Genomic DNA, 25,657 nt, shown 5'->3' on the forward strand with positions numbered 1-25,657 from the left:
AAATATGAAATCACTTGAAATAATTGGTTTTACCAAGGATTACAGAACCAACACCAATGTTATATATGCACAAATATTAGTGAAAGAATATTTTGACTTAATTGGCGATAATTATAATAAATTCCAACTTCAAAGGAAGAAAGAAACTCATAAAGGTTACAAGAGATTAATGGAAGACTTGGAAGAAGGAGCTTTACTACCTGGAATCACTTTAGCAATTGAGCCTAGTAAAGCTAAAGAGTTTATTCCCTTAATTGAGAAAAAAGCTAAAGAAAAGATTTCGGCACAATTAGAATCTATAAAAGATAGTATTTACATTCTTGACGGCCTTCAACGAACTCATAAAATAAAAGAATTAATTGATTCGAAAATTGAGTTTAAAGCTGAGCAAAAACTACTTTTAGAAATTTGGGTTGAACCTGAAATTTCTCATTTGGTATATAGACTTATAGTTTTAAATTCAGGGCAGAAACCTATGTCGATGAGACATCAAATAGAATTATTATTTACTACTATGAGAACAACTTTAATAAAGGATATACCAACATTAGAGATATTAGTAGAAAACAAGGAAGATAAAAGAACTAAAGCCTCTCAGTTTCCATTTGAAAGACTTGTAACTGCTTATTACAGTTTTCTTACCAAATCACCTGAAGTGGACAAGACAACTATCGTTTCACAAAAAATTGTAGAAGAAAAAATTATGGATGAAACTGAAGAATATTTGTCAGATAGTTTTGCTTCTTTCAAAGGCTATTTAAAAAAATATTGTGAATTAGATAACGAGTTGTTTAGAATTTGTGACAATTCTGATCTTAAATCATTTAGAAACTGGTTTGCTGATGCCAATGTTATTAATTCGTTTTTCTCATCAATTGGAAAGTTACACGAGGCAAAAGCTGGAAGAATTGAAAAGGCAATAAATGTTCTAATTGAAAAATTAAAAAGTGCTCAAAATGGTGAGGATATTATCAAATTAGAAGAATACAAAAAAATAAAAGAAGAAGTAGCTGACCCGAAAAAATATAATGTTGGATTTGCCACAAGGTTATTGTTATCAAAATCTTTTGATGAATACTTTAGAGATGAAGGAGATAGAACTTTACATGAATGTTGGATAGAATTATCTTTGGATTTAAAAAAGGATTAATATGATCTTCGAACATATAATTGCAATAAAAGATGACGATGACTTTTTAGAAGACATTGAAATAATAGAATTTTTAGGATATCCTTGTATAGATGATAAAATAGCTTTACCAATTAATACATCCTTCTCGTTTAACAGAAATAATACCATTGATATTAAATATGAATCTGGTATCAGTATTGGTGAAATAAAATTTTTAAAGGATAGAAAAATTGAAGATATAGAAGGTTTACCAAACGATGAAAGAATATGTTTCTATATCGATTATGATCAAGAACATATCGTAGACCAAAGTCATACTTTCAAGTTTGATTACATAATTATAAATAAAAGGAATTTTAATAAATATAAGTCAAAATATAAAAAGACTTCTTCGATTTGGGGAAGTTTCTTTCATATTGATGATAAGCCTAATATTATATTTGATAAGAAAAAAACAACAACTAGTTTATCAGTCTCTAGTAATTTAAAAATAAGAAATAGTATTTATAAAGACAATCTATTTCTATCTATAAATGAGCCCAATCCATTTAATCGTTTTTTAAAGTTATATCATCTATTGGAGTTACAATTTGATATGCATACTGCTCAAAAAATTAAAGCATTAGTTGAAGAAGGAAATAAAGAGAAAGAAATTAGCAGTAAACTAAAAGAATATACACGTGAGGAGATAAATAGACTCGTGTCAATCATTAGAGAACGTTGTGTTGATTTAGTATCACTAACAAATACAATGAATACCATTGAACCTTTTAAGGAAAAAGCAATCAAAATATTTTATCAATATGGTAAAGAAAGTAACCCTTTGAGGAGAACTAATGATTTTAGAAACATTGTTGATGAAGAAGGAAGTTTTAGCAATCAAGCCTTTGTTGAATCTCAAGGACATACCTATAATATAATAATACCTAAAATATGTGCTTATTGGATATATCGTGTTAGGTCTTCAATTGCTCATAATAAGTTTGGAGAATACATAATGGATAAAAATGACGAAGAATTTATTGTTGAATTTGCCGAACCACTACTTAAAGAAGTTGTTACTCAATGTTTTAAAATATGAGAAAACTTACAGAAACAGAACAAGGAAAGATAAAATTACTGACCAAAAACCAAGTTTCTCTTACATTAATTGAACCAACAGAAACAGGTCTAAAGAAATCCATAATGGATGCAACTGGTTCTGTACGAAGTTATTTGAAAAGTGAAAACATCCACGATTACGAATTACAAAAACAAGGTACAGAGAGCAAAATAATGATTCCAGCAAGTATTCATACAGGTTTTAATACTATAAAATCACAAGCATCTTTATATAGACCTACAACCAAAAAAGGAGACCCAAGAATCTGGTTTTATGGTTTGACAAAAATCGCTGACCCAAATGATATTATTGCAATCACATATTACGATGATAGTTTTCAAGCTTTCAACTTGACAAAATTAGATGTTAATGTATTGATTAATTCTTCAATTCAAAATCCATTTCAGTATTTAATTAACGCAATCAATAATACAGAAAACGAAGTGGCATTTGAACTTTTAGAAATGTTAAGAAAAATTGCAAGTGCTGGCCCAATTCCTTCAATGGTAGATGCTGATACTTCTGTTGGTCGAACACTCGAAACAGCACTTGGAATAAATATCAATTCTTCTAAGGAACCTGATTACAAAGGAATTGAGTTAAAGTCATTCAGAAATAGCAGAACAAACCGTAAAAATTTATTTGCCCAAGTACCAGATTGGAAATTGAGTAAATTTAAAAGTTCAGGAGAAATTTTAGAAACTTTTGGATATGAACGTGAAGATGATTTTAAATTGTATTGTACAGTTTCAGCAATAACTAGAAATTCACAAGGTTTAAACTTAAGGCTTGATAGTGACATTAAACAATTGATTGAAAATTCTGATAAACCAGAAGTTGGAGATTTTGTTGTTTGGACTTTGGACAAACTTCATAATCGATTAAGAGAAAAGCATAAAGAAACATTTTGGGTTGAAGCCGAAAGCACAACAATAAATAACCGAGAACATTTTCAATATAAACTAGTTGAGCATACAAAAAAGCCTATTACTACACAATTTGATTTATTAATTGAACAAGGAATAATTACGCTTGACCATTTAATTAAACGAACAAAAACAGGAGGAGCAAAAGAAAAAGGTCCTATTTTTAAAATCAAACCTGAAGGAATTGAGCTATTGTTTCCACCAAGTGAAAGTTATAGTTTAATCTAAACGGTATAACAAAACTAAAAGCTAACGCATCCCATTTTTAAAAAAACCCAATGCCCAACTAAAAACAAACTTAAGAGTCCCTTCATTTACAACTAAACACTAGCTAACAAATTCCAAAATTAGCAATACTTAATTATTCAAAACAAAATCAATAGAGAAGCAATTTATTATTTTTAAATTCGCAGTATTCGATGTTATACAAAAATGATTGACACTTCTATTTTAACTGTATTAGATGCTTCTTTAAAAGGAAGTCTCCTTTTTGATGCTTTACACAAGTCCATTTACGCAACCGATGCGTCTGTATATCGTAAGATTCCGTTGGCTGTTGCTTTTCCGAAAGATGTCGCAGACATTCAACAATTGATTGCTTTTGCAACCAAAAACGAGATTACGTTAATACCGAGAACCGCAGGAACTTCGTTGGCCGGACAATGTGTTGGAGACGGAATTGTAGTAGATGTTTCTAAACATTTTACCAACATCATTTCTTTTGATAAAATACATCAAACGGTTACCGTACAACCTGGAGTTATTCGTGATGAATTGAATTTGTTTTTAAAACCCCACGATTTATTTTTTGGTCCAAATACCTCAACATCTAACCGCTGTATGATTGGCGGAATGGTTGGGAACAATTCTTCTGGAACTACTTCTATTCGCTACGGAGTTACTCGAGATAAAGTGATTTCTATTGATGCGATTTTGAGTGATGGAAGTTTGGCGACATTTTCTGAAATTTCTTCGGAAACCTTTAAACAGAAAATGGAATTAGAAACGCTGGAAGGAACTATTTACAAAGCCATTTATAGCGAATTGATTTTTGATGCGAATCAAGAAGAAATTAAAAAAGAATTTCCGAAAGCAACCATTCACAGAAGAAATACGGGTTATGCCGTTGATGAATTTTTAACATCGGATTTGTTTGGTGGAACAGCACCAACCATTAACGTGGCAAAATTCTTAGCAGGAAGTGAAGGAACCTTGGCCTTTTCTACTGCAATTACCTTGCAATTGGATGCCATTCAACCGAAAGAAAGTATTTTAATTACGTCGCATTTTAAAAGTATCAACGAAAGTTTAAAAGCCACGTTGGTTACCATGAATCACAACTTGTTTACCTGTGAATTGATGGACAAAGCCATTTTAGATTGTACAAAAAACAACAGAGAACAAGCAAAAAACAGGTTCTTTTTACAAGGAGATCCTGAAGCCGTTTTAATGTTAGAAGTTGCAGCAAATTCTATTGAAGAAGCAGAAGTTTTGGCAAACAACGTGATTGCTGATTTAGAAAAAAATAACTTCGGATATCACCATCCAAAGATTTATGGAGACGATATTCAAAAAATATTCGCCTTGCGAAAAGCAGGTTTAGGTTTGTTAGGAAATATGATTGGCGATAAAAAAGCCGTTGCGTGTATCGAAGACACCGCAGTTGCTTTAGAAGATTTGCCTAATTATATTGAAGAATTCACCAAAATAATGGATGCCTATCAACAAAAGGCCATTTATTATGCACACGCTGGCGCTGGTGAAATTCATTTACGCCCTATTTTAAATTTAAAGAAAAAAGAAGATGTGGTATTGTTCCGTAAAATTACCACAGAAACCGCAAAGCTTGTAAAGAAATACAACGGTTCGTTTAGTGGAGAACACGGAGACGGAATTGTACGAGCAGAATTTATTCCGTTAATGATTGGTGAAGAAAACTACCAATTATTACGACGTATAAAAAAAGCATTTGATCCAAAGAATGTTTTTAACAAAGGTAAAATTACCGATGCTTTTCCGATGGATGAAAGTTTGCGGTATGCAATCGACCGAAAAGAACCAGTTATCAAAACCCTTCAAGATTTTTCAGAAAACGAAGGAATTTTAAAACTAGCAGAAAAATGTAATGGTTCTGGAGATTGTAGAAAACCTGTTTCTGCTGGCGGAACGATGTGTCCGAGTTACAGAGCCACCAAAAACGAAAAAGATACTACACGCGCAAGAGCAAACGCATTGCGTGAGTTTTTAACCAATTCTGAAGAACCAAATAAGTTCAATCATCAAGAATTAAAAGAAGTCTTTGACTTGTGTTTGAGTTGCAAAGCCTGTGCTTCTGAATGTCCAAGTAATGTAGATGTTTCGGCTTTAAAAGCAGAGTTTTTATATCAATACCAAGAAACAAACGGCTATAGTTTTAGAAGTAAATTATTTGCGAATAATGTAAAATACAATCAATTAGGAAGCCTCACTCCTGCTCTAACGAATATGCTATTAAACACTTCGTTGTCAAAAGCGATTATGGGAATTGCACAAAAAAGAAGCGTTCCAAAATTGGCTTCAAGGACATTAAATAGCTGGTACAAAAAACGAAATGTCACTTCGAATTTGTCATCTCGAGCGGAGTCGAGAGGTAAAAAAGTATACCTATTCAACGACGAATTTACCAATTATTACGATGTAGAAATCGGAAAAGACGCCATTTTTGTCTTGGAAAAATTAGGATATGCTGTAGAAGTCCTGCATCACAAAGAAAGCGGACGAAGTTTTATATCCAAAGGATTTTTAAAAGAAGCGAAACAAGTTTGTAACGAAAACATTGCTATTTTTAAAGATGTAATTTCTGATGCAACGCCGTTAATCGGAATAGAACCATCAGCAATTTTAACTTTTAGAGACGAATACATCAGATTGGCTGATGATAAAGTATCCGCGACAGAAATTGCGAAAAATGCATTTACTATTGAAGAGTTTTTAAACAACGAGCATCAAAAAGGAAATCTAGATACTTCTATATTTACATCAGCTTCTAAAACACTCAAAATTCACGGACATTGTCATCAAAAAGCATTGTCTAGTACAGCAGCGAGTTTTACTATTTTAAACATTCCAACAAATTATTCTGTAACCATTCTAAACACAGGTTGTTGCGGAATGGCAGGAAGTTTTGGCTACGAAAAAGAGCATTACGACTTGAGCATGCAAGTTGGAGAAGACACTTTGTTTCCGAAAGTTAGAAATTGTACCACAGACACAGAAATTGTTGCAGCTGGAACAAGTTGTCGTCATCAAATTTTTGATGGAACAGAACGCATTGCAAAACATCCAATTACCCTATTAAAAGAAGCTTTATCCAATTAATAGAGCAATTATTAAAAACTTGTAAAAAAGTCGTAATTTAGTCATCTAAACTATAATCTACATAAAATGATACAATCAAAATTTTTAAAAAGTAAGCTAGTACTCGGGATGTTCTTTTTTATTGCAACTATTGTGCTTACTTCAATGCAATCAAATGATATTAAAGATATTGATGGCAGATGGGATTACGAAGTTGAAGCTGCTGATGATACAATGACTGGCGAAATGACTATTAAAAAATCAGATGATAACTATACCGTTCAAATAGAAACTACCCAATTTGGTTCTTTAGAATTAGAAAATATAGTACTAAATAACAATGTACTTAATGCAAATATTGATATTGAAGGTAATTCGATTGAATTTGAATTTAAGTTTGATGGAGATTCTATGTCTGGTTCTGTTAGCACTCCAGATGGAGACCTTGATATCAAAGCAAAAAGAAGGAAAGAACAATAATGCGTTCTTGAAAATATATGAATGTATTTGATACTTAAAATTTAGGTATTGAATACATTTTTTATTTACAAATAAGACTTCATTTTTGTTTTTGTAAATTTAAAATCTAAACATTCCTATTTTGCAAAAACAACATAAATTTACTTCAATGTTTGCCTTGATTATTGCGGGCGAAGCTATTTTCTTATTACCTTTTATTTTAATGCGTGTTTTTAAACCCGTTATTAGAGAAGCCTTTTTAATTTCTGATGCTCAGATTGGTGAAGCACAAGCTTTGTATGGAATAACAGCTGTAATTTCTTATTTTTTTGGTGGTTTTATTGCTGATAAATGGGAAGCAAGAAAATTATTGTCAATCTCATTAATACTAACAGCAATTGGTGGCTTTTGGATGACAATGATTCCGTCTATTTTTACATTAAAAATACTCTATGCTTTTTGGGGAGTTTCTACCATATTATTGTTTTGGGCTTCGCTAATTAAAGCAACAAGACAATGGGGAAATTCACATAACCAAGGGTTATCTTTTGGTTTATTAGATGGTGGAAGAGGTTTTTTTGCAGCAACTATTGCCTTATTTGGCGCAGCAATTTTGACTTATTTTTTTCCAGCCGAAGCTGTAAATATAACAATTGATCATAAAGTACAAACCTTGCAATACATTATTGGAACTATAACTGCTATCGTTTTTTTAGTTTCTTTATTTGTTTGGTTTGTATTACCGAAAGAGAACGTTATAAAATCAAGTTCTAAAGAATTTCAATTCGATTTTAAACAAGCATTTCAATTAATGAAAAAACGAAAAGTAATCTATCATTCATTGATTATTTTTTGTGCGTATTGTGCTTATAAATTAACTGGAACTTACGGAACGTATGCTAAAGATGTTTGGAATTATTCGCTGGAAGAAGCTACTTATTTTGCTGTATTTATTCAATATTTAAGGCCAATCGCAGCAATTACTGTGGGTTGGATTGCTGATAAGTTTGTACCATCAAAATTAATTATTCCTTGTTTTACAATTTTAATTATTGCTTCTGCAATTTTAGGAATGGGCTTCTTTCATGATCAACTAATCTATTTATCATTCACTTTTTTTATATTTATGGCCCTGGGAACTTACGCATTAAGAGGTTTGTACTTTGCCATAATTGAAGAAACAAAAACACCTTTACAACTTACTGGAACCTTAGTCGGAATAATTTCTGTAGTTGGTTTTACCCCAGATATCTTTATGTCTTTGTTTATCGGCTATATGTTAGGGAAAGGCCCAACAATTGTAGAATATCAAAATTTATATTCGTTGTTTACTATTATTCCAATTATTGGTTTGTTAGCTGCAATTGGTTTTCGAAAAGCAATCAAATAAAAAAGCTCCCAATTATTGAGAACTTTTTTTATTAACTGTGTCATCAGTCGCAGTCTAGATGTAAATTAGTTCTCGACTGCGCTCGAACTGACATTTATTTTAAACCAGCTAAACTATTTTTAATCGTTTCAATTTTCGCTAACGTATCCGCTTCTTTTTTACGCTCCATCGTAATTACTTGTTCTGGTGCATTACTTACAAAACGTTCGTTAGATAATTTCTTTGAAATTCCGAATAAAAAGCCTTCTGCCCTTTTTAACTCAGCTTGTAATTTTTCAATTTCCGCTTCCACATCAATATCCTCTACAGAAATGGGCACAAAGTACTCGTTCGATTTTACTCTGAAGGAAGCACCTTCAACTTTTTCTGAAACATAGGTAATTGCCGCTGCGTTTGTTAATTTCTGAATGACTACATCAAAATTTTGAGTAGCGTTTTCATTATTTACCACAAACAATTCAACGGTATCTTTAAAAGAAATATTCTTCTCTTTTCTGATGGTTCTAATTCCTGAAACCACATCTGTAATCATAGAAAAATTGGTAATCAACTCTTGATTGCTTTTTTTAGCTTCTGGCCATTTTGCAACAATCAATGCTTCATCTGGAGTTCTTTCTGTAATGTGTTGCCAAATTTCTTCTGATAAAAATGGCATAAATGGATGTAATATTTTTAAATTATTTTCTAATACAGCAATAATGTCTGCATAGGTTTTTGCATCTATAGGTTGTTGATATGCAGGTTTTACAATTTCTAATAACCATGAAGAAAAATCGTCCATAATTAATTTATAAATTGCCATCAACGCATCTGATAATCTGTACTTACTAAAATGATCTTCAATTTCTGATAATGCTTTTTGAAACTTCGCTTCGTACCAAGACAAACCAATTTTTGCAGTTTCTGGTTGTGTTAAAGTAGCATCAACTTCCCAACCTTTTATCAAACGAAACGCATTCCAAATTTTATTTGCAAATTGTTTTCCTTGTTGACAAAGTGATTCATCAAACATTAAATCGTTTCCAGCAGCAGAACTTAATAACAACCCTACTCTTACTCCATCTGCGCCATAATCATCAATCAACTTTAACGCATCAGGAGAATTTCCTAATGATTTCGACATTTTTCTACGTTCTTTATCACGTACCAAACCTGTTAAATACACATTGTTAAAAGGTTTCATGTCTTTATATTCGTATCCTGCGATAATCATACGCGCCACCCAGAAAAATAAAATATCTGGACCTGTAACTAAATCGTTTGTTGGATAATAATATTTGATTTCTTCGTTTTCTGGATTTCTAATTCCGTCGAAAACCGACATTGGCCACAACCAAGAAGAAAACCACGTGTCTAGTGCGTCGTTATCTTGTTTTAAGTTTTGAGTTGTTAGTTTTGAGTTTTGAGTTTTCTCTTTTGCAAGTTCAAGTGCATCTTCTATATTTTCTGCAACCACAAAATCTTCTTTTCCGTCTCCGTAGAAATAGGCCGGAATTTGTTGTCCCCACCACAATTGACGAGAAATATTCCAATCACGAATATTTTCCATCCAATGACGATAGGTGTTTTCGAATTTCTTTGGATACAAATTGATTTCAGCATTTTCTCCTAAAACCGCTTCAATTGCAGGTTTTGCCAACTCTTCCATTTTTAAAAACCATTGATCTGACAATCTTGGTTCAATCACAGCTTTGGTTCTTTCAGAAGTTCCCACTTTGTTTAGGTGTTGTTCTGTTTTTACCAAGAATCCTTTTTCTTCTAATTCTTTGGTGATTTCTTTACGAACTACAAATCTGTCTTTCCCTTCATAATGCAATCCAAACGAATTTAAAGAAGCATCATCATTAAAAATATCAATTACTTCTAAGTTGTGTTTATCGCCTAAAACTTTATCATTTTCATCATGTGCTGGTGTTACTTTTAAACAACCAGTTCCGAATTCTACATCCACATATTCATCTTCTATAATCGGAATTATACGATTACACAAAGGCACAATTGCTTTCTTTCCTTTTAAATGTGTAAAACGTTCATCATTTGGATTGATACAAATTGCGGTATCTCCAAAAATAGTTTCAGGACGCGTTGTAGCAATTGTTAAGGTTTCCTCAGAACCTTCAATTTTGTATTCTAAATAATATAAATTTCCTTGTTTTTCAACATGAATTACTTCTTCATCAGATAATGTTGTTTTTGCTTCAGGATCCCAATTTACCATTCTATAACCACGGTAAATTAAGCCTTTGTTGTACAAATCAACAAATACTTTAATCACAGATTCAGACATTTCTGGATCCATTGTAAAAGCCGTTCTGTCCCAATCACAAGAACATCCTAGTTTTTTTAATTGCTCTAAAATGATACCACCATATTCGTCTTTCCAATCAAAAGCATGCTGTAAAAATTCTTCTCTTGTTAAATCATTTTTACGAATTCCTTGTTCTTTTAATTTTGCAACCACTTTTGCTTCTGTAGCAATAGACGCATGATCGGTTCCGGGAACCCAACACGCATTTTTTCCTTGCAAACGAGCATGACGAATTAATACATCTTGAATGGTATTATTCAACATGTGTCCCATGTGTAAAACCCCAGTTACATTTGGCGGCGGAATTACAATTGTATATGGCTCTCTTTCATCTGGTGTTGAATGAAAATAATTATTCTTCATCCAGTAATCATACCATTTACTTTCTACACTTGTTGCAATATATTTAGAAGGAATTTCCATTCTTTGGCTTAATTTTTGAGATATAATCAGCAAAAATACAATTATCTTAAAGAACAGAAAAGCAGTAGTTGAATTTTTAAATATAAGATTTAAAGTCTATTTTTATCTCTAATTTATTCCTTATGAAATATTGTGTTTTACTGTTGTTCGTTTTCTTTACTTCGATGACTATTTTTGGTCAAAGTACTACAAAACCTGAGTTTAAATTTGTAAAAGAACTGATTAATTATGGTAAGGTAGTTCAAAATTCAGACGGACATAGAATCTTTGAGTTTACGAATGTTGGCAAAAGTCCGTTAATTATAACAGACATCAAAACTTCTTGCGATTGTGCAGTTCCTGAAAAACCAACAGCCCCAATTATGCCTGGAGAAAAAGGCACCATTACAGTTTCTTATGACACTTCTAAAATTGGTGGATTTTCTAAGCAAATTACCATTTTTTCAAACGCGAAAACAGAAATAAAAACCATAAGAATAAAAGGTTTTGTTGTGAAAAAAGCTTACTAATTTAGATTTTCTTTATCAATCTAAACTGAAAGTTTATATCTACACCTAACCTTTCAATTGTCATTCTAATTTTTCTCTTATGCCCTTTTTGAAATTTACCTAACAACTGTTTTAATGTTAATTTGTGTACTTCAGTTCCGTTTATTGATAAAATAATATCGTTTTTTTTTATTCCTGCTAACCCTGCTGGCGAATTTTCTAAAACATGTTTAATTTTATATGAAGGTTTAAACCTATAACTATAGGTAGAGACTAAAGAAATTGTACTATTATTTACGGTTTGAGAAACACTATTAGAATATGCGTCTGAAAATGTTGTTTGGGCTTTTTCTTTTACCAAAACCTTACCATTATACACAACATCTAAACCACTCATATTGTATTCAAATCCACCTCTAAATGAACCATTCTTTTTTAATGTAATTTTTTTATTTTTATAATCTACCCAAACTTTAAATCTCTTTAAAATATTACCACCAACACTTCCGTTTCTTTCTTTAAATTGTCTTGCATTAAAGGTAGATGAAGAGTCTAAAAATGACACTGTAGGGTCTTTAATTTTAAAGCTTCCAATTAATATTTGTTTAATTCTACTTTTTTTTCCGTAAATGGTTCCGCTTATTCCTTCTCCTAAAACATCATCAAAATGTCTAATTGGAGTTTGAATTTCTTCTTTAGAGTTTTCAAATAACCAAATTGCTTCTGACCCACCCGTATCTATTAATAATTTTACATCTGTTACTGTATTACCAACAGTGTCTAATTGAATTTTTGCATCTATATAAGGTTTGTTTCGAAAAAATTGTAGAGGAAAAGATTGGCATTTTCTGCATTTTTTTTCTTTATAAAATTTAGGGTTATAAAAAAAAACTCGCCTTGTAGCATAGTTAATATAAACGATTGCATCTTTAAATAAATTGTAACCAACTATTCCATGAATGGTAATACCCATTCTTCCAGACACATCAAACCTGTCTTTTAAAAGGACATATATTTCTTGATTTTCACCAACAAAATTTTTAATTTTTAACGTGTTATTTCCAGATATCAATGCATCCATTGACTTGCCTTCTCCTAAACCCTGTAATGATATTTTTCTCACATCATTTAAGTCAATACTATCATTTTGTGATAAATTAAAAAGGATGGTTTTATTAACTCCTGTATCTAAAATAAAAGACAATTGCCTTCCGTTAACTTCCATCGGAATCACAATTAAGTTGTTTATTAGATTAAACCTAACAGATTGTTCTTTTTGGTCAGGTCCTAAGAAATTAAATTGAGATTGAGATTTCGTAGTACTCGAAAAAACAATTAAAAACAAAAAGAATACGATATATTTTTTTTTCAAAAAAAAGATTTATAAATATTAATGTCAATATACAAATTTACAATTTACTAATTGTTTTTATTTTGCAAATATTTAACCTTTATTTGCGGATGAAAAAGAAATGCTAAACCACGTAGGTTTTTAAAAATAAATTCAGAAATTTGCTTTACATTTAACCAGACAAAATCAAAGATTATGCCTTTAATTTCAAAGAAGGGAAACTTAATGCCAGAATCACCAATTCGTAAATTGGTACCGTATGCAGAAAATGCATATAAACAAGGTAAAACAGTGTACCATTTAAACATTGGTCAACCAGATATTAAAACTCCACAAGTTGCTTTAGATGCCGTTTCTGTGCACTCGCTAACAACAATTGCGTACACAAGATCTGAAGGTTCTGAAGGATATAGAACAAAAATTGCTGATTATTATAGCAAACACGACATTCATGTAAAACATGATGATATTATTGTAACAACCGGTGGTAGTGAAGCACTTATGTTTGCTTTTGGTAGTGTGATGGATGTGGATGATGAAATCATTATTCCGGAACCTTTTTATGCAAATTACAACGGATTCTCAGTAGCATCTGGCGTAAACGTTGTTCCAGTGATTTCTAAAATTGAAGATAATTTTGCATTGCCTCCAATAGAAGAATTTGAAAAATTAATCACACCAAAAACAAAAGCAATCTTAATCTGTAATCCTGGAAATCCGACAGGATATATTTACAGCAAGGAAGAAATTAAAAAATTAGCCGCAATTGTAAAAAAGCATGATTTATTTTTAATTTCTGATGAAGTATATAGAGAATTTGCTTATGATGGCATAGAACATTACTCTATTTTACAAGAAGAAAGTATTGCTGATAACGCCATTATTATTGATTCTGTCTCAAAAAGATACAGTATGTGTGGTGCAAGAATTGGCTGTTTAGTTTCTAAAAATAAAGATGTCATAAAAACCGCATTAAAATTTGCGCAAGCTCGTTTAAGTCCACCAACACTAGCACAAATTGCTTCTGAAGCCGCCTTAGAAACTCCACAAAGTTATTTTGATGAAGTAATTGAAGAATATGTGAGTAGAAGAAATACACTAATTAAAGCACTACAAAAAATAGACGGAGTGAAAGTTGCAAAACCTAAAGGTGCTTTTTATTGTATTGTAGAATTGCCTATTAAAAATGCAGATGACTTTGCAAAATGGTTGTTAGAATCTTTTGATGTAGATGGAGAAACAGTTATGGTTGCTCCTGCAGCCGGATTTTACTCAACGCCTGGAGTTGGATTAAATCAAATTAGAATTGCCTACGTTTTAAATAATGATAGTTTAAAAAAGGCCATCAATATTTTAAAAGAAGCTTTAAAAGTATATAAAGATTAGTGACTATTTTAAACAACATATCTTTAAAAGAATACAATACGTTTGGTGTAGAAGTTTATGCCAAACGTTTTGTTTCTATCAGTTCTTTTTATGATTTACAGCAACTTTTAAAAACCGAAAAAGAGTTGTTTTTGTTATCTGGCGGAAGTAATATGTTGCTTACAAAAGACATCGAAAAATTAGTTACTTTTATTAATTTTAAAGGAATCTCTATTGATAGAGAAAATGAAAATTCTGTACATATTACGGTAAACTCTGGAGAAAATTGGCACGAATTTGTATTGTGGTGTATTTCTCAAGATTATGGTGGCATTGAAAATTTATCTTTAATTCCTGGAAATGTTGGTACTTGTCCGATACAAAATATTGGCGCGTACGGAGTTGAAGTAAAAGATACCATTACAAAAGTGGAAGCTTTAGAAATTGAAACCGGAAAGTTGGTTCCTTTTTCAAATACTGATTGTGAGTTTGGTTATCGAAATTCAATCTTCAAGAATCACGCAAAAGGAAAGTACATTTTAACTTCTGTTAGTTTTCAATTGACAAAAACTACACATCAACTAAATACTTCTTACGGAGCGATTGAAACTGCTTTGAAAGAAAAAAACATTACAAATCCAACCATTAAAGATGTTTCTGATGCTGTTATTGCAATCAGAAAATCGAAACTTCCAGATCCAAAAGAAATTGGAAATAGTGGAAGTTTTTTTAAAAATCCTGTAATTACAACTCAGCAATTTATAGAAATCCAAAAACAACATCCTACAATTCCGAGTTATAAAATCTCTGAAACTGAAACCAAAGTTCCTGCTGGTTGGTTGGTAGAACAATGTGAATTTAAAGGCAAACGTTTTGGCGATGCCGGTGTTCACGAAAAACAAGCATTGGTCTTAGTAAATTATGGAAATGCAAGTGGAAAAGAAATCCATCAATTGGCACAAAACATTCAACAAGCCGTTTTTAAAAAATTTCAAATTTCTCTAGAGATTGAAGTAAATATATTTTAATCTCTTTAATATTTTCATCCTTAGGAAAGTTTATTTCAACTTTAAAAAACAGCTTTTAACGTATTTTTTTAGTTCTTGTTTTTAATAATAAGTATCTTTGTTGTATCAAATTATTTACAATGAAACTTGTTTTACTTACCATCGGTTTATTAGGATTGGCTTTTGCAGGAATTGCCATTAAAATTTGGGCAAAAAAAGACGGAAAATTTGCAGGAACTTGTGCAAGTCAAAACCCAATGTTAAACGAATCTGGAGAAGCTTGTGGATTTTGCGGTAAAAGTCCAGATCAGTTTGATACCTGTGCAGAACCTGAACACAAATAATTGATTTTCTCGCTATGATTCTTACAGTTATTTTCTACATTTTCGTAGCAACAACTGCTGTTCAACTTATTTATTTTTTGTGTTTTTCATCCATCTTATTTGTAAAAGAAAAGAAAAAAACTATCAAACAAATTCCTGTTTCTATAATCATTTGCGCTAAAAACGAAGAACACAATTTACAAGCATTTTTACCAAGTATTATCAACCAAAAGTATGCTGATTTCGAAATCATTTTAATTAACGATGCTTCTTCGGATGATACATTAGAAGTGATGGAATCTTTTAAAGAGCAACACGCCAATATTAAAATTGTAAACGTAAAAAATAACGAAGCTTTTTGGGGAAATAAAAAATATGCTTTGACACTCGGAATTAAAGCGGCTACAAACGAACATTTATTATTTACGGATGCAGATTGCGAGCCTGTTTCTAGATTGTGGGTTCAATCGATGACACAACATTTTTCTAGCAAAAAAACAATTGTGTTGGGTTACGGAAAATACAAAACTCAAAAAACTTTTGTCAATTTATTAGTGCGATTTGAAACCTTTTTAACTGCAATTCAATATTTTAGTTACGCAAAATTAGGTTCTCCATATATGGGCGTTGGCAGGAATTTAGCGTACACAAAAAGCGAGTTTTTTAAAACAAACGGATTTATAAAACACATTCAAATAAGATCTGGCGACGATGATTTGTTTATACAAGAAGCAGCAACAAAAATAAATACTGCAATTTGTTTGAACAGAAAAAGTTTTACAATTTCAAATCCGCCAGTAACATTAAAAGAATGGTTTCGTCAAAAAAGAAGACATGTTTCTACGGCATCTTATTATCAATTTAAACATCAATTTTTTTTAGGATTGTATTTTGCAAGTAAATTCTTCTTTTATGTATCCGCAATTCTTCTTTTCTTTTTGATGAGTTGGAAACTTATTACGCCCATTTTTGGTGTGTATATTTTGAGCTTGTATCTCGTTTTTGGCTTTTCTGCAAAGCGTTTGCAAGAAAAAAAGGTGATCTTCTTTCTTCCTTTTTTAGATCTTTTTTTACTTCTATTTCAATTTAGTATCTTTATCTCCAATACTTTTTCAAAACCTACGCATTGGAAATAAAAGGCGACGAGTTACTACAAACCATACAAAAAGCGAAAGAAGGCAGTCAACTTGCTTTTAATCTCTTGTTGGATAATTTCTGGAACAGTGTCCATAATTTTCAATTAAAAAGACATCAAAACGAAAATGATGCAGAAGATATTACCATTCAAACTTTTTCTAAAGCTTTTGATAAAATTGACACTTTTGATGAGAAATATCAATTTAAAACATGGTTGATTACCATTTCTAAAAACATTCATATTGATATGCTGCGCAAAAAAAAATCTTCCATTTTAGCGGAATCTTACAAAGTAAAAAGTGCCGAAATTTATGAGGTTATTGATGACAATCCGACGCCAGAAGATAAAATAATTACAGAACAAAATTTGGCAAAACTGCTAAAAGACATCAAGCAATTAAAGCCAAAATACCAAGAAGTCATTAACTTACGTTATTTTCAAGAATTGAGTTATAAAGAAATTTCTGAACAAATTGGAGAACCCATAAACAACGTAAAAGTAAAGTTATTACGTGCCAAAAAATTGTTAGCTGAGATTATTAAAAAATCTTAACATGAAAAAATCGTTTCTAAATTCTTTGGGTCCAGGTTTATTATTTGCTGGAGCAGCAATTGGCGTTTCGCATTTGGTGCAATCTACCAAAGCTGGAGCAGAATTTGGATTTGGATTATTATGGGCGTTGTTATTGGTACATTTATTCAAATATCCGTTTTTTCAATTCGGACCGCGTTACGCAGCGGCAACTGGAGAATCTTTATTGGATGGATATAAAAAACTTGGCAAACCTGTTTTAATCGCTTATTACATCATCAATTTTGCAACCATGTTTACCATTCAAGCTGCAGTTACCATTGTAACTGCCGGAATTGCTTCTCAGTTGTTTGGTTTTACAAACAATTTGGTTGTATGGTCGATACTAATTATTAGTATTAGCACAATAATTCTAGTGATTGGGAAATATAAATTGCTAGATAATTTGATGAAATATATTATCATTTTATTAACGATAAGCACTGTAATTACAGTAGTTATAGCGGTATTTAGCACAAAAGAATCATTTACTTTTACGCAAATTTTACCAAGCGGAACCATAGAAATTACCTTTTTAATTGCTTTTTTAGGTTGGATGCCAGCGCCCTTAGATATTTCTGTTTGGCATTCTTTATGGACCTTAGAAAAGGATAAAACCACGCTTTTAAAAACGAAACCAAATCAAGCAATATTCGATTTTAATATTGGCTATTTAGGAACGCTTTTTTTAGGAGTTTGTTTTATCGTTCTAGGAGCTTTGGTCATGTTTAATTCTGGAGAAACGTTTTCGAATAATGGTGGCGTTTTTGCATCTCAATTGATACATCTTTATACTGAAAACCTTGGAGAATATTCATCTATTTTAATTGGCGTTACGGCATTTACAACCATGTTTAGCACCACAATTACAACCTTAGATGCATCGCCAAGAGCCATGACAAAAACAACTGATTTATTGTTTGACAAAAAAACAAAATTCAATTACTGGTTTTGGATTTTATTTTTAGCTTTTGGCACATTTATCATTTTATATTTCTTTATGAGCAATATGGGTTTATTGGTTAAAATTGCAACTATTTTATCCTTTCTAACCGCCCCATTTTACGCCATTCTTAATTATATTTTAATCACAGGAAGGCACACACCAAAAAAACATCAACCAAGTATTTATTTAAAAATCTTAAGTTGGTTTGGAATTGCTTTTTTAATCGGATTTAGTAGTTGGTTTTTAATCAATTTATAATCCTTTTCTTTGTAACTTTGCATCTCAATTTTTATTTCGCATGATAAACGAATCAGCAACACTTCCAGAAAAAGTAAAAAAACCAAAATGGTTGCGTGTAAAATTACCTGTTGGTAAAAAATACACAGAACTTCGTAGTTTGGTTGACAAGTATAAATTAAACACCATTTGTACTAGTGGAAGTTGCCCAAACATGGGAGAATGTTGGGGAGAAGGAACTGCTACTTTTATGATTTTAGGAAATATTTGTACGCGTTCTTGTGGATTTTGTGGCGTAAAAACCGGAAGACCAGAAACCGTTGAATGGGACGAACCAGAAAAAGTGGCGCGCTCTATAAAATTGATGAGCATAAAACACGCCGTTTTAACATCGGTTGATAGAGACGATTTAAAAGATGGTGGTTCTATTATTTGGGCAGAAACTGTAAATGCAGTTCGCAGAGCAAATCCAGGTACAACTTTAGAAACATTGATTCCTGATTTTCAAGGAAACGAAAAATTAATAGATAGAATTATCAACGTTGCTCCAGAAGTAGTTTCTCATAATGTAGAAACCGTTCGTAGATTGACTAGAGAAGTTCGGATTCAGGCAAAATACGACAGAAGTTTAGGTGTTTTAAAATACTTAAAAGAAAAAGGAATGCGTACCAAATCTGGAATTATGTTAGGTTTGGGAGAAACCGAAGAAGAAGTCATTCAGACCATGAAAGATTTACGCAATGTTGGTTTAGATGTAATTACAATTGGGCAATATTTACAGCCAAGTAAAAAACATTTACCCGTAAAAGAATTCATCACTCCAGATCAATTTAAAAAATACGAAACACTAGGTTTAGAAATGGGCTTTATGTACGTAGAAAGTGGCGCATTAGTGCGTTCTTCATACAAAGCACACAAACACGCTCGTTAGATTTTAACTTATAATATTATTAAACTCACAAAGTATATTTGTGAGTTTTTTTGTTTTTTCAAAAAACTACAAGTATTATTAAAGTATCCTCAATAGAATTGACCACATGATTAAACATTCCTTAATTATTTCGAATCAAATGTTAATTAAATGTAAAAATCACATTTATTTAACTTTTTTTCAAAGAAAAATTCATTTTGGCACAAGATTTGTAAAATAGAAAAACGAAGACAAATGTGAGAGACTTGTTTTCATTGTGTAAATTATTTGAATTAGTTGACATAAAAAAAACCACTTCGTTTGAAGTGGTTTTTTAGTTTGTCATGTATTTTATTTATATAGCATTGATGATATCGTGCTTTGTAATAATACTAAACTTTCCATTTTCTAAATCCACCAACACTGCTTGATTTTCTTTTGTAATTAATTTAGAAACTTCAACAATTGAAGCTGATGTTTTTACCACAGGATACTTCGCTCCCATTACTTCTTTTATTGGTTTATCTGCAACGTTTGTGTCTTTTAAATAACTTCTTAATAAGTCTGTTTCATCTAAAGAACCTACAAATCCGTTTATATCTTCTACAGGAATTTGAGAAATTTTATATTCTTTCATTCGTTCAATTGCATGCGAAATCAATTCTTCCGTTTTTACAGAAACCAATGGTTCATTTACATGATTCTTAATTAAATCTGCAGCAGTTGTGATTTTTTCTTCTAAAAATCCACGTTCACGCATCCACTCATCGTTAAACATTTTTCCAACATATCTACTTCCATGATCATGAAATAAAACTACAACAACATCATCTTTTGTAAAATGCTCTTTTAATTGTAACAATCCTTTGATTGCAGAACCTGCAGAATTGCCAACAAAAATACCTTCTTCTTTGGCAATTCTACGTGTGTAAATAGCCCCATCTTTATCAGTTACTTTTGTAAATCCATCGATGATAGAAAAATCAACATTTTTAGGTAAAATATCTTCTCCAATTCCTTCGGTGATGTATGGATAAATTTCATTTTCATCAAAAATTCCAGTTTCATGGTATTTTTTAAACACAGAACCATAGGTGTCTATTCCCCAAATTTTAATGTTTGGGTTTTTTTCTTTTAAGTATTTTCCGATTCCAGAAATTGTTCCTCCTGTTCCAACTCCAACAACAAAATGTGTGATTTTCCCATCTGTTTGCTCCCAAATTTCTGGGGCAGTTTGCTCGTAATGCGCTAGTGCATTTGATGGATTATCATATTGATTTACGTACCAAGAATTTGGCGTTTCTGCTCCTAATCGTTTAGAAACTGAATAATACGAACGCGGATCATCTGGATCTACGTTGGTTGGACACACAACTACTTCCGCCCCAACTGCACGTAAAATATCCATTTTTTCTTTTGATTGTTTATCAGAAATCACAAAAATACATTTGTATCCTTTTATAATGGCAGCCAAAGCCAATCCCATTCCTGTATTTCCAGAAGTTCCTTCAATGATTGTTCCGCCAGGTTGCAATCTTCCGTCTGCTTCTGCATCTTCAATCATTTTTAATGCCATTCTGTCTTTTACAGAGTTTCCTGGATTAAAGGTTTCTACTTTAGCCAACACCAAAGCGTCCACTTCTTTTGTTACTGAATTTAATTGAACTAAAGGTGTATTACCAATGGTTTCTAATATGTTTTTTGCGTATTTCATGTGTCTATTTTACTTATCTTTTATTGGTCACGTAGCCTCCAAGTAGTCATTCCCTTAGGTACTGAACTCTCGTTATGGAAGTTTCATCTTCTTAAATTATTGTGCAAAGAAACAAAATATTTAAGAGAAATGATTTAATAAGACATCTGTTTTAAAAAGAACAGATTTATGCAAATTGAATAGATTTTGACGGATTTATTTTTGTGATGATGTACGAAGGAATAATCAACATTAAAAAACACAAAATTAATGTACCAATATTTAATGCAATAATTGCAAAAACATTAATATCAATAGGAACTGTAGAAACATAATAGGTTGTAGGGTCTAGCGTAATAAAACCAAAATGCTGTTGTAAAATTAATAGTGTTATTCCAATTAAATTTCCCCAAAACAATCCTTTTAAAATTAAATAACTGGCGTTGTACAAAAAGATTTTACGGATGCTCCAATTATCACTTCCCAACGCTTTTAAAATTCCGACCATTTGCACACGTTCTAAGATTAAAACCAACAAAGCAGTGATCATATTTATACTGGCGACTAAAATCATAATTCCGATGATAAACCACACATTATTATCAAACAATTCTATCCATTCAAAAATAAATTGATAATTGTCTTCAATCGTGTTGCTGTTTAAAGTGGATCCAATTGCGGCATATACTTCATCTCCTTTTTGTTTGATATCGTCAAAATTATCAATCAATACTTCAAATCCGCCAATCTGATTTTCGTCCCATTTATTTAAACGTTGAATTTCTCTAATATCGCCAATCATCATGTTTTTATCAAACTGATTAAAACCAGTAGCGTAAATTCCGACAATTATAAATTTGTATCTGCTAGGTAATTTATTTTTGGTTGATTTTAAGAAAAATACATTGATGGTGTCGTGGAGATTTAAGTGTAATCTATTGACCAACGTTTTAGACAATAAAACATCTCTAACTCTTTGTTGATTAAAGTTTGGCAACCTTCCTTTTACCAAATATTCTGTAAAAAAAGACCAATCGTAATCTGTAGAAACTCCTTTAAAAACAATGCCTTCAAAATCGGTTGCAGTTCTTATCAATCCTGCTTTGTTGGCAAAAACTTGCACCTTTTTAATGCCTTCAATATTTTTAAACTTCGGATAAAAATCTTGATTTTTATCTATTGGAGTGATTGAAACCTCAGAATTATTGTCATCATAATTTGTGATTTGAATATGCCCTTTAAAACCAGATATTTTATCTCTAATTTTATGTTGCATTCCGCTTCCAGTTGCAATAGAAATCATCATAATAATAATTCCCAATGCAATTGCCGTGATTGCAATTTTTATTATTGGAGATGAAATGCTATTTTTATACTCTTTACCAGCAATAATACGTTTGGCAATAAATAACTCGTAATTCAATTTTATGATTCCATTAGTTCGTTTCAAAAGTACATATTTAATCTTATTTTTAGGCATTTGTTTTCCCTTGACTTCTTGCGCTCAAGAATCAACAAAAATTAAAGTTGCCGCTGAGCAAACAGAATTGTACTTAAATTTATTAAAAGGAAAAAATATTGCCGTTGTTGCAAATCAAACATCCGTTATTGAGAAAAAAGAAAAAAGAAAAGAGAAAAGAGAGTTTGTACATCTAGTAGACAGTTTACTTTCATTAAATATGAAGGTGAAAAAAGTGTTTGCTCCAGAACATGGTTTTAGAGGAAAAGCAGATGCTGGCGAACTTCTAAAAGACGGAGTTGACACTAAAACGGGCTTGCCTATTATTTCTTTGTACGGAAAAAATAAAAAACCTTCTGCAGAACAATTAAAAGGAATCGATCTGATTGTTTTTGATATACAAGATGTTGGCGTGCGATTTTATACTTATATTTCTTCGCTACACTATGTGATGGAAGCTGCTGCAGAAGCGGGAATTCCGCTGATAATTTTTGACAGACCAAATCCGAATGGACATTATATTGATGGTCCCCTTTTAGAAATGGAGCATAAAAGTTTTGTTGGTATGCATCCTGTTCCGGTTGTTTACGGAATGACGATTGGAGAATATGGACAAATGATTAATGGAGAAAAATGGCTAAAAAATGGAATTCAATGTGATTTAACTGTTATTCCCTTGAAAAATTACACCCACAAATCTACCTACAGTTTACCAATAAAACCTTCGCCAAATTTACCAAATGACAAAGCTATAAACTTGTATCCAAGTTTATGTTTTTTTGAAGGAACTTCTGTTTCAGCTGGACGTGGAACAAACATGCAGTTTCAAATTTATGGTTCACCTTATTTAGAGATAACAACATTTCATTTTACACCTCAATCTAACGAAGGAGCAAAATACCCAAAACATAGAAACAAAAAGTGCTATGGTGAAGATTTAAGAGAGACAAAAAGATTAAGCCAACTTAATTTAAGCTGGTTGCTAAAAGCCAATAAGCAAACTCACACAGCTGGAAGTTTTTTTAATTCGTTTTTCGAAAAACTTGCAGGAACAGAAAAGCTGCAAAACCAAATTATGCAAGGTTTATCTGAACAAGAAATTAGAGAATCTTGGCAAAAAGGATTGTCAGGTTTTAAAAAAATAAGATCTAATTATTTAATCTATGAATAGTTGTAAGTTATTTAAAAACATTAAGATTAATAAATTAAATTTCTTCTGAATTCGTCGGTTTTCGATATCCTTGAAAAGGTTGTTTTAATAATTCCATTAAATTTGCATTCGTTTTTTCATTCGGAAAAGTATCAACTCCGTACACAATTTTTTCGCGCTCTAAATACAAATACGTTCCGAAAATCCGATCCCAAAGAGAAAAGATGTTTCCGTAATTAGAATCTGTATATGGCAACATATGATGATGATGAATTTTATGCATGTCAGGAGAAATAATAATAGAACTCAATATTTTATCTACCCTTTTATTCATTTTGATATTTGCATGTGTAAACTGCGTAAAAATTAACGATATCGATTGGTAAATCATTACAATTGCAATGGGTGCGCCAACTACAAAAACACCAAATAATGTAAATGCAAAACGAATCATACTTTCTAACGGATGATGACGATTTGCTGTTGTTGTGTCTACGTTGTGATCTGTATGATGCACCAAATGAATCATCCAAAGTGATTTTACTTTGTGTTCTACAAAATGCACCAAATAGGCTCCAAAAAAGTCCAATAATACAACACCTAAAACAACATACAACCACAACGGCATTTCTGGTAACCAATTGATAATTCCAAAATGATTTATTTGCACCCAATCAGCAGATTTCAGCAATAAAAAAGCCAATGAAAAGTTAATTACAATCGTTGTTGCTGTAAAAAATAAATTCGGAAAAGCGTGTTTCCATTTTTTATAACTGAGCTTAAAAAGTGGCAATGCGCCTTCTAAAACCCAAAAAAAAGTAATTCCGCCCACAAGTAGTAAACTTCTATGTAAAGACGGAATGGTTTCGAAATAATGTATGATTGTTTCCAAATAAATATATTTTCTCTAAAAATAAGAAAATTAAATAACTCTTTATCCAACTTAAAATTGATGTAAAATTTCGTGCTTTTTTTTATAAAGTTTATCAAACATTTTGTATGTTTACTGAAATACTTGGGAAATTTACCTAATTAGGTTAGTTTTACACTACAAAAAACTAGATTTGCGTAATCAAGCTGAAGTAGAATTAAGTAACGATATAAATTCAAGAAAACAATGAGCACGGTGGTAGAAAGAGCTTTAAAATTTAAAGATACAAGTTTAAAAGCATTAACAACTAATCAAAGAATAATCATTTCAAGAGAAGCAAAAGAATTAATATTAAGTTTAAATGAAATCTACAAAGAAGAAAAAGATCCAGCTATTATGGATCTTATGAAAGAATTGACTTTGATAAAACAAAAAGTAGAAAAGCGTTTAAAAGGAAAACCTACAAGTTCTTAAAAATTGCAACTTAACTTCTTCTCTTCTTCACTTTTGACACCAAAGGCAATCGCTTCTTTAATTCTTCTACAATAGAATAAGCAGCAGGACAAACTTCAGTATTACTTAGTGTTAAATCTGTAAGTTGAATAAACTTTTTTCTGTTTGTATGCGGATATTCTGAACAGGCTTTTGGGCGTACATCATAGATAAAACACGTATTATCGTTTTCATCAAAAAAAGTACAGGGAGCCGATTTTAATACCATAAAATCATCATCGTCCCGTTCTAAATATTGACTTTCAAAGTTGGCAACTTTCATTTTTAAATGCTTTGCAATCCGCTCCACATCTTTCTCTGTAAAAATAGGACTCGTTGTTTTACAACAGTTTCCACAAGACAAGCAATCTGTTTTTTTAAACTCAGCATCATGCAATTCTTGCATTACATAATCTAAATTTTTAGGCGTTCTTTTCTTAAGATTCAAAAAATATTTTTTACTCTCTTTCTTTGCTTCTTCTGCTAATTTTGGCAGTTCTTCTAAACGTTTATTCATGTCTTTCATACAAGTACAAAAATAAGAGTATTTCTAAGAAGAAACCTTTTAATTTTCATCTTTA

22 protein-coding genes are annotated in these 25,657 nt (G+C 31.4%); 16 read left to right on the forward strand and 6 right to left on the reverse strand.

Annotation, left to right across the window (positions count from 1 at the left end):
* The first annotated feature begins 4 nt into the window (after positions 1-4).
* The 6 genes from KCTC32516_RS11555 (at position 5) to KCTC32516_RS11580 (ending at position 8,345) form a co-directional block, all read left to right on the forward strand.
* On the forward strand, positions 5-1,150 hold the full coding sequence (locus KCTC32516_RS11555; RefSeq protein WP_301400739.1) for a hypothetical protein: 1,146 nt from the start codon (positions 5-7) through the stop codon (positions 1,148-1,150).
* Position 1,151: 1 nt separating this feature from the next.
* Positions 1,152-2,213, forward strand: a complete 1,062-nt coding sequence (locus KCTC32516_RS11560; RefSeq protein ID WP_301400741.1) for a hypothetical protein — start codon at positions 1,152-1,154, stop codon at positions 2,211-2,213.
* Positions 2,210-3,388, forward strand: coding sequence for an MvaI/BcnI family restriction endonuclease (locus KCTC32516_RS11565; RefSeq protein ID WP_301400743.1), 1,179 nt, complete (start codon positions 2,210-2,212; stop codon positions 3,386-3,388). Before KCTC32516_RS11560 ends, KCTC32516_RS11565 begins: the two co-directional genes overlap by 4 nt.
* A gap of 204 nt (positions 3,389-3,592) precedes the next feature.
* Positions 3,593-6,517, forward strand: coding sequence for an FAD-binding and (Fe-S)-binding domain-containing protein (locus KCTC32516_RS11570; RefSeq protein ID WP_301400745.1), 2,925 nt, complete (start codon positions 3,593-3,595; stop codon positions 6,515-6,517).
* A gap of 66 nt (positions 6,518-6,583) precedes the next feature.
* Entirely contained in the window at positions 6,584-6,976 is a 393-nt protein-coding gene (locus KCTC32516_RS11575) for a hypothetical protein (RefSeq protein WP_301400747.1), read from the forward strand.
* A gap of 121 nt (positions 6,977-7,097) precedes the next feature.
* Positions 7,098-8,345 carry an MFS transporter gene (locus KCTC32516_RS11580; RefSeq protein WP_301400749.1) on the forward strand — a complete coding sequence of 416 codons (1,248 nt, stop codon included), beginning with the start codon at positions 7,098-7,100 and terminating at the stop codon, positions 8,343-8,345.
* A 94-nt stretch (positions 8,346-8,439) separates the two neighbouring features.
* Here the strand turns inward: KCTC32516_RS11580 and KCTC32516_RS11585 are convergent, their stop codons facing one another.
* Positions 8,440-11,076: a valine--tRNA ligase gene (locus tag KCTC32516_RS11585; protein WP_301400752.1), complete on the reverse strand. Its 2,637-nt coding sequence runs from the start codon at positions 11,074-11,076 to the stop codon at positions 8,440-8,442.
* 122 nt (positions 11,077-11,198) lie between these two features.
* On the opposite strand from KCTC32516_RS11585, the gene KCTC32516_RS11590 reads away from it, so the two are divergent.
* Positions 11,199-11,585 carry a DUF1573 domain-containing protein gene (locus tag KCTC32516_RS11590; RefSeq protein ID WP_301400754.1) on the forward strand — a complete coding sequence of 129 codons (387 nt, stop codon included), beginning with the start codon at positions 11,199-11,201 and terminating at the stop codon, positions 11,583-11,585.
* A gap of 1 nt (position 11,586) precedes the next feature.
* On the opposite strand, the gene KCTC32516_RS11595 is transcribed toward KCTC32516_RS11590, so the two are convergent.
* Entirely contained in the window at positions 11,587-12,936 is a 1,350-nt protein-coding gene (locus KCTC32516_RS11595) for an aspartyl protease family protein (protein ID WP_301400756.1), read from the reverse strand.
* Between the two features lie 174 nt (positions 12,937-13,110).
* On the opposite strand from KCTC32516_RS11595, the gene KCTC32516_RS11600 reads away from it, so the two are divergent.
* The 7 genes from KCTC32516_RS11600 to lipA all read left to right on the forward strand — a co-directional run bounded on the left by KCTC32516_RS11600 (position 13,111) and on the right by lipA (position 19,432).
* On the forward strand, positions 13,111-14,301 hold the full coding sequence (locus KCTC32516_RS11600) for a pyridoxal phosphate-dependent aminotransferase (protein WP_301400758.1): 1,191 nt from the start codon (positions 13,111-13,113) through the stop codon (positions 14,299-14,301).
* Positions 14,301-15,308: a UDP-N-acetylmuramate dehydrogenase gene (murB, locus tag KCTC32516_RS11605; protein WP_301400760.1), complete on the forward strand. Its 1,008-nt coding sequence runs from the start codon at positions 14,301-14,303 to the stop codon at positions 15,306-15,308. The genes KCTC32516_RS11600 and murB overlap by 1 nt, the downstream gene beginning before the upstream one ends.
* A 119-nt stretch (positions 15,309-15,427) precedes the next feature.
* Entirely contained in the window at positions 15,428-15,631 is a 204-nt protein-coding gene (locus KCTC32516_RS11610; protein ID WP_301400761.1) for a membrane or secreted protein, read from the forward strand.
* 14 nt (positions 15,632-15,645) lie between these two features.
* Positions 15,646-16,746, forward strand: coding sequence for a glycosyltransferase (locus KCTC32516_RS11615; protein WP_301400762.1), 1,101 nt, complete (start codon positions 15,646-15,648; stop codon positions 16,744-16,746).
* On the forward strand, positions 16,737-17,300 hold the full coding sequence (locus tag KCTC32516_RS11620; protein WP_301400764.1) for an RNA polymerase sigma factor: 564 nt from the start codon (positions 16,737-16,739) through the stop codon (positions 17,298-17,300). Before KCTC32516_RS11615 ends, KCTC32516_RS11620 begins: the two co-directional genes overlap by 10 nt.
* Before the next feature lies 1 nt (position 17,301).
* Positions 17,302-18,522 carry an Nramp family divalent metal transporter gene (locus KCTC32516_RS11625; RefSeq protein WP_301400766.1) on the forward strand — a complete coding sequence of 407 codons (1,221 nt, stop codon included), beginning with the start codon at positions 17,302-17,304 and terminating at the stop codon, positions 18,520-18,522.
* A gap of 40 nt (positions 18,523-18,562) precedes the next feature.
* On the forward strand, positions 18,563-19,432 hold the full coding sequence (gene lipA / locus KCTC32516_RS11630; RefSeq protein WP_301400768.1) for a lipoyl synthase: 870 nt from the start codon (positions 18,563-18,565) through the stop codon (positions 19,430-19,432).
* Positions 19,433-19,766: 334 nt separating this feature from the next.
* Here the strand turns inward: lipA and KCTC32516_RS11635 are convergent, their stop codons facing one another.
* Together KCTC32516_RS11635 and KCTC32516_RS11640 are read right to left on the reverse strand one after the other, a co-directional pair.
* Positions 19,767-21,125 (reverse strand): pyridoxal-phosphate dependent enzyme, encoded by a 1,359-nt coding sequence (locus KCTC32516_RS11635; protein WP_301400770.1) that lies wholly within the window; start codon positions 21,123-21,125, stop codon positions 19,767-19,769.
* A gap of 166 nt (positions 21,126-21,291) precedes the next feature.
* The gene (locus tag KCTC32516_RS11640) at positions 21,292-22,527 is read right to left on the reverse strand and encodes an ABC transporter permease (RefSeq protein WP_301400772.1); all 1,236 of its coding nucleotides are present in this window, start codon (positions 22,525-22,527) and stop codon (positions 21,292-21,294) included.
* A 4-nt stretch (positions 22,528-22,531) separates the two neighbouring features.
* On the opposite strand from KCTC32516_RS11640, the gene KCTC32516_RS11645 reads away from it, so the two are divergent.
* Complete coding sequence (locus KCTC32516_RS11645) at positions 22,532-23,734, forward strand: exo-beta-N-acetylmuramidase NamZ family protein (RefSeq protein WP_301400774.1); 1,203 nt, start codon at positions 22,532-22,534, stop codon at positions 23,732-23,734.
* 34 nt (positions 23,735-23,768) lie between these two features.
* Here KCTC32516_RS11645 and KCTC32516_RS11650 read toward each other — a convergent pair whose 3' ends face one another.
* Complete coding sequence (locus tag KCTC32516_RS11650) at positions 23,769-24,605, reverse strand: sterol desaturase family protein (RefSeq protein ID WP_301400776.1); 837 nt, start codon at positions 24,603-24,605, stop codon at positions 23,769-23,771.
* 225 nt (positions 24,606-24,830) lie between these two features.
* Between KCTC32516_RS11650 and KCTC32516_RS11655 the strand changes: the two genes are divergently transcribed.
* Positions 24,831-25,058: a hypothetical protein gene (locus KCTC32516_RS11655; protein WP_301400779.1), complete on the forward strand. Its 228-nt coding sequence runs from the start codon at positions 24,831-24,833 to the stop codon at positions 25,056-25,058.
* Positions 25,059-25,068: 10 nt separating this feature from the next.
* Here KCTC32516_RS11655 and KCTC32516_RS11660 read toward each other — a convergent pair whose 3' ends face one another.
* Positions 25,069-25,593 (reverse strand): YkgJ family cysteine cluster protein, encoded by a 525-nt coding sequence (locus KCTC32516_RS11660; RefSeq protein WP_301400782.1) that lies wholly within the window; start codon positions 25,591-25,593, stop codon positions 25,069-25,071.
* Between the last annotated feature and the right edge of the window lie 64 nt (positions 25,594-25,657).

It is taken from the genome of Polaribacter huanghezhanensis (assembly GCF_030444335.1).
GTDB lineage: Bacteria > Bacteroidota > Bacteroidia > Flavobacteriales > Flavobacteriaceae > Polaribacter > Polaribacter huanghezhanensis.

Bases quoted from the DNA above. Each gene is read 5' to 3' on its own strand.
- KCTC32516_RS11570 (WP_301400745.1), top strand. From the start codon at position 3,593: ATGATTGACACTTCTATTTTAACTGTATTAGATGCTTCTTTAAAAGGA.
- KCTC32516_RS11645 (WP_301400774.1), top strand. From the start codon at position 22,532: ATGATTCCATTAGTTCGTTTCAAAAGTACATATTTAATCTTATTTTTA.
- KCTC32516_RS11635 (WP_301400770.1), bottom strand. From the start codon at position 21,125: ATGAAATACGCAAAAAACATATTAGAAACCATTGGTAATACACCTTTA.
- KCTC32516_RS11590 (WP_301400754.1), top strand. From the start codon at position 11,199: ATGAAATATTGTGTTTTACTGTTGTTCGTTTTCTTTACTTCGATGACT.
- KCTC32516_RS11560 (WP_301400741.1), top strand. From the start codon at position 1,152: ATGATCTTCGAACATATAATTGCAATAAAAGATGACGATGACTTTTTA.
- KCTC32516_RS11655 (WP_301400779.1), top strand. From the start codon at position 24,831: ATGAGCACGGTGGTAGAAAGAGCTTTAAAATTTAAAGATACAAGTTTA.
- lipA (WP_301400768.1), top strand. From the start codon at position 18,563: ATGATAAACGAATCAGCAACACTTCCAGAAAAAGTAAAAAAACCAAAA.
- KCTC32516_RS11565 (WP_301400743.1), top strand. From the start codon at position 2,210: ATGAGAAAACTTACAGAAACAGAACAAGGAAAGATAAAATTACTGACC.
- KCTC32516_RS11625 (WP_301400766.1), top strand. From the start codon at position 17,302: ATGAAAAAATCGTTTCTAAATTCTTTGGGTCCAGGTTTATTATTTGCT.
- KCTC32516_RS11575 (WP_301400747.1), top strand. From the start codon at position 6,584: ATGATACAATCAAAATTTTTAAAAAGTAAGCTAGTACTCGGGATGTTC.
- KCTC32516_RS11555 (WP_301400739.1), top strand. From the start codon at position 5: ATGAAATCACTTGAAATAATTGGTTTTACCAAGGATTACAGAACCAAC.
- KCTC32516_RS11600 (WP_301400758.1), top strand. From the start codon at position 13,111: ATGCCTTTAATTTCAAAGAAGGGAAACTTAATGCCAGAATCACCAATT.
- KCTC32516_RS11615 (WP_301400762.1), top strand. From the start codon at position 15,646: ATGATTCTTACAGTTATTTTCTACATTTTCGTAGCAACAACTGCTGTT.
- KCTC32516_RS11610 (WP_301400761.1), top strand. From the start codon at position 15,428: ATGAAACTTGTTTTACTTACCATCGGTTTATTAGGATTGGCTTTTGCA.
- KCTC32516_RS11585 (WP_301400752.1), bottom strand. From the start codon at position 11,076: ATGGAAATTCCTTCTAAATATATTGCAACAAGTGTAGAAAGTAAATGG.
- KCTC32516_RS11660 (WP_301400782.1), bottom strand. From the start codon at position 25,593: ATGAATAAACGTTTAGAAGAACTGCCAAAATTAGCAGAAGAAGCAAAG.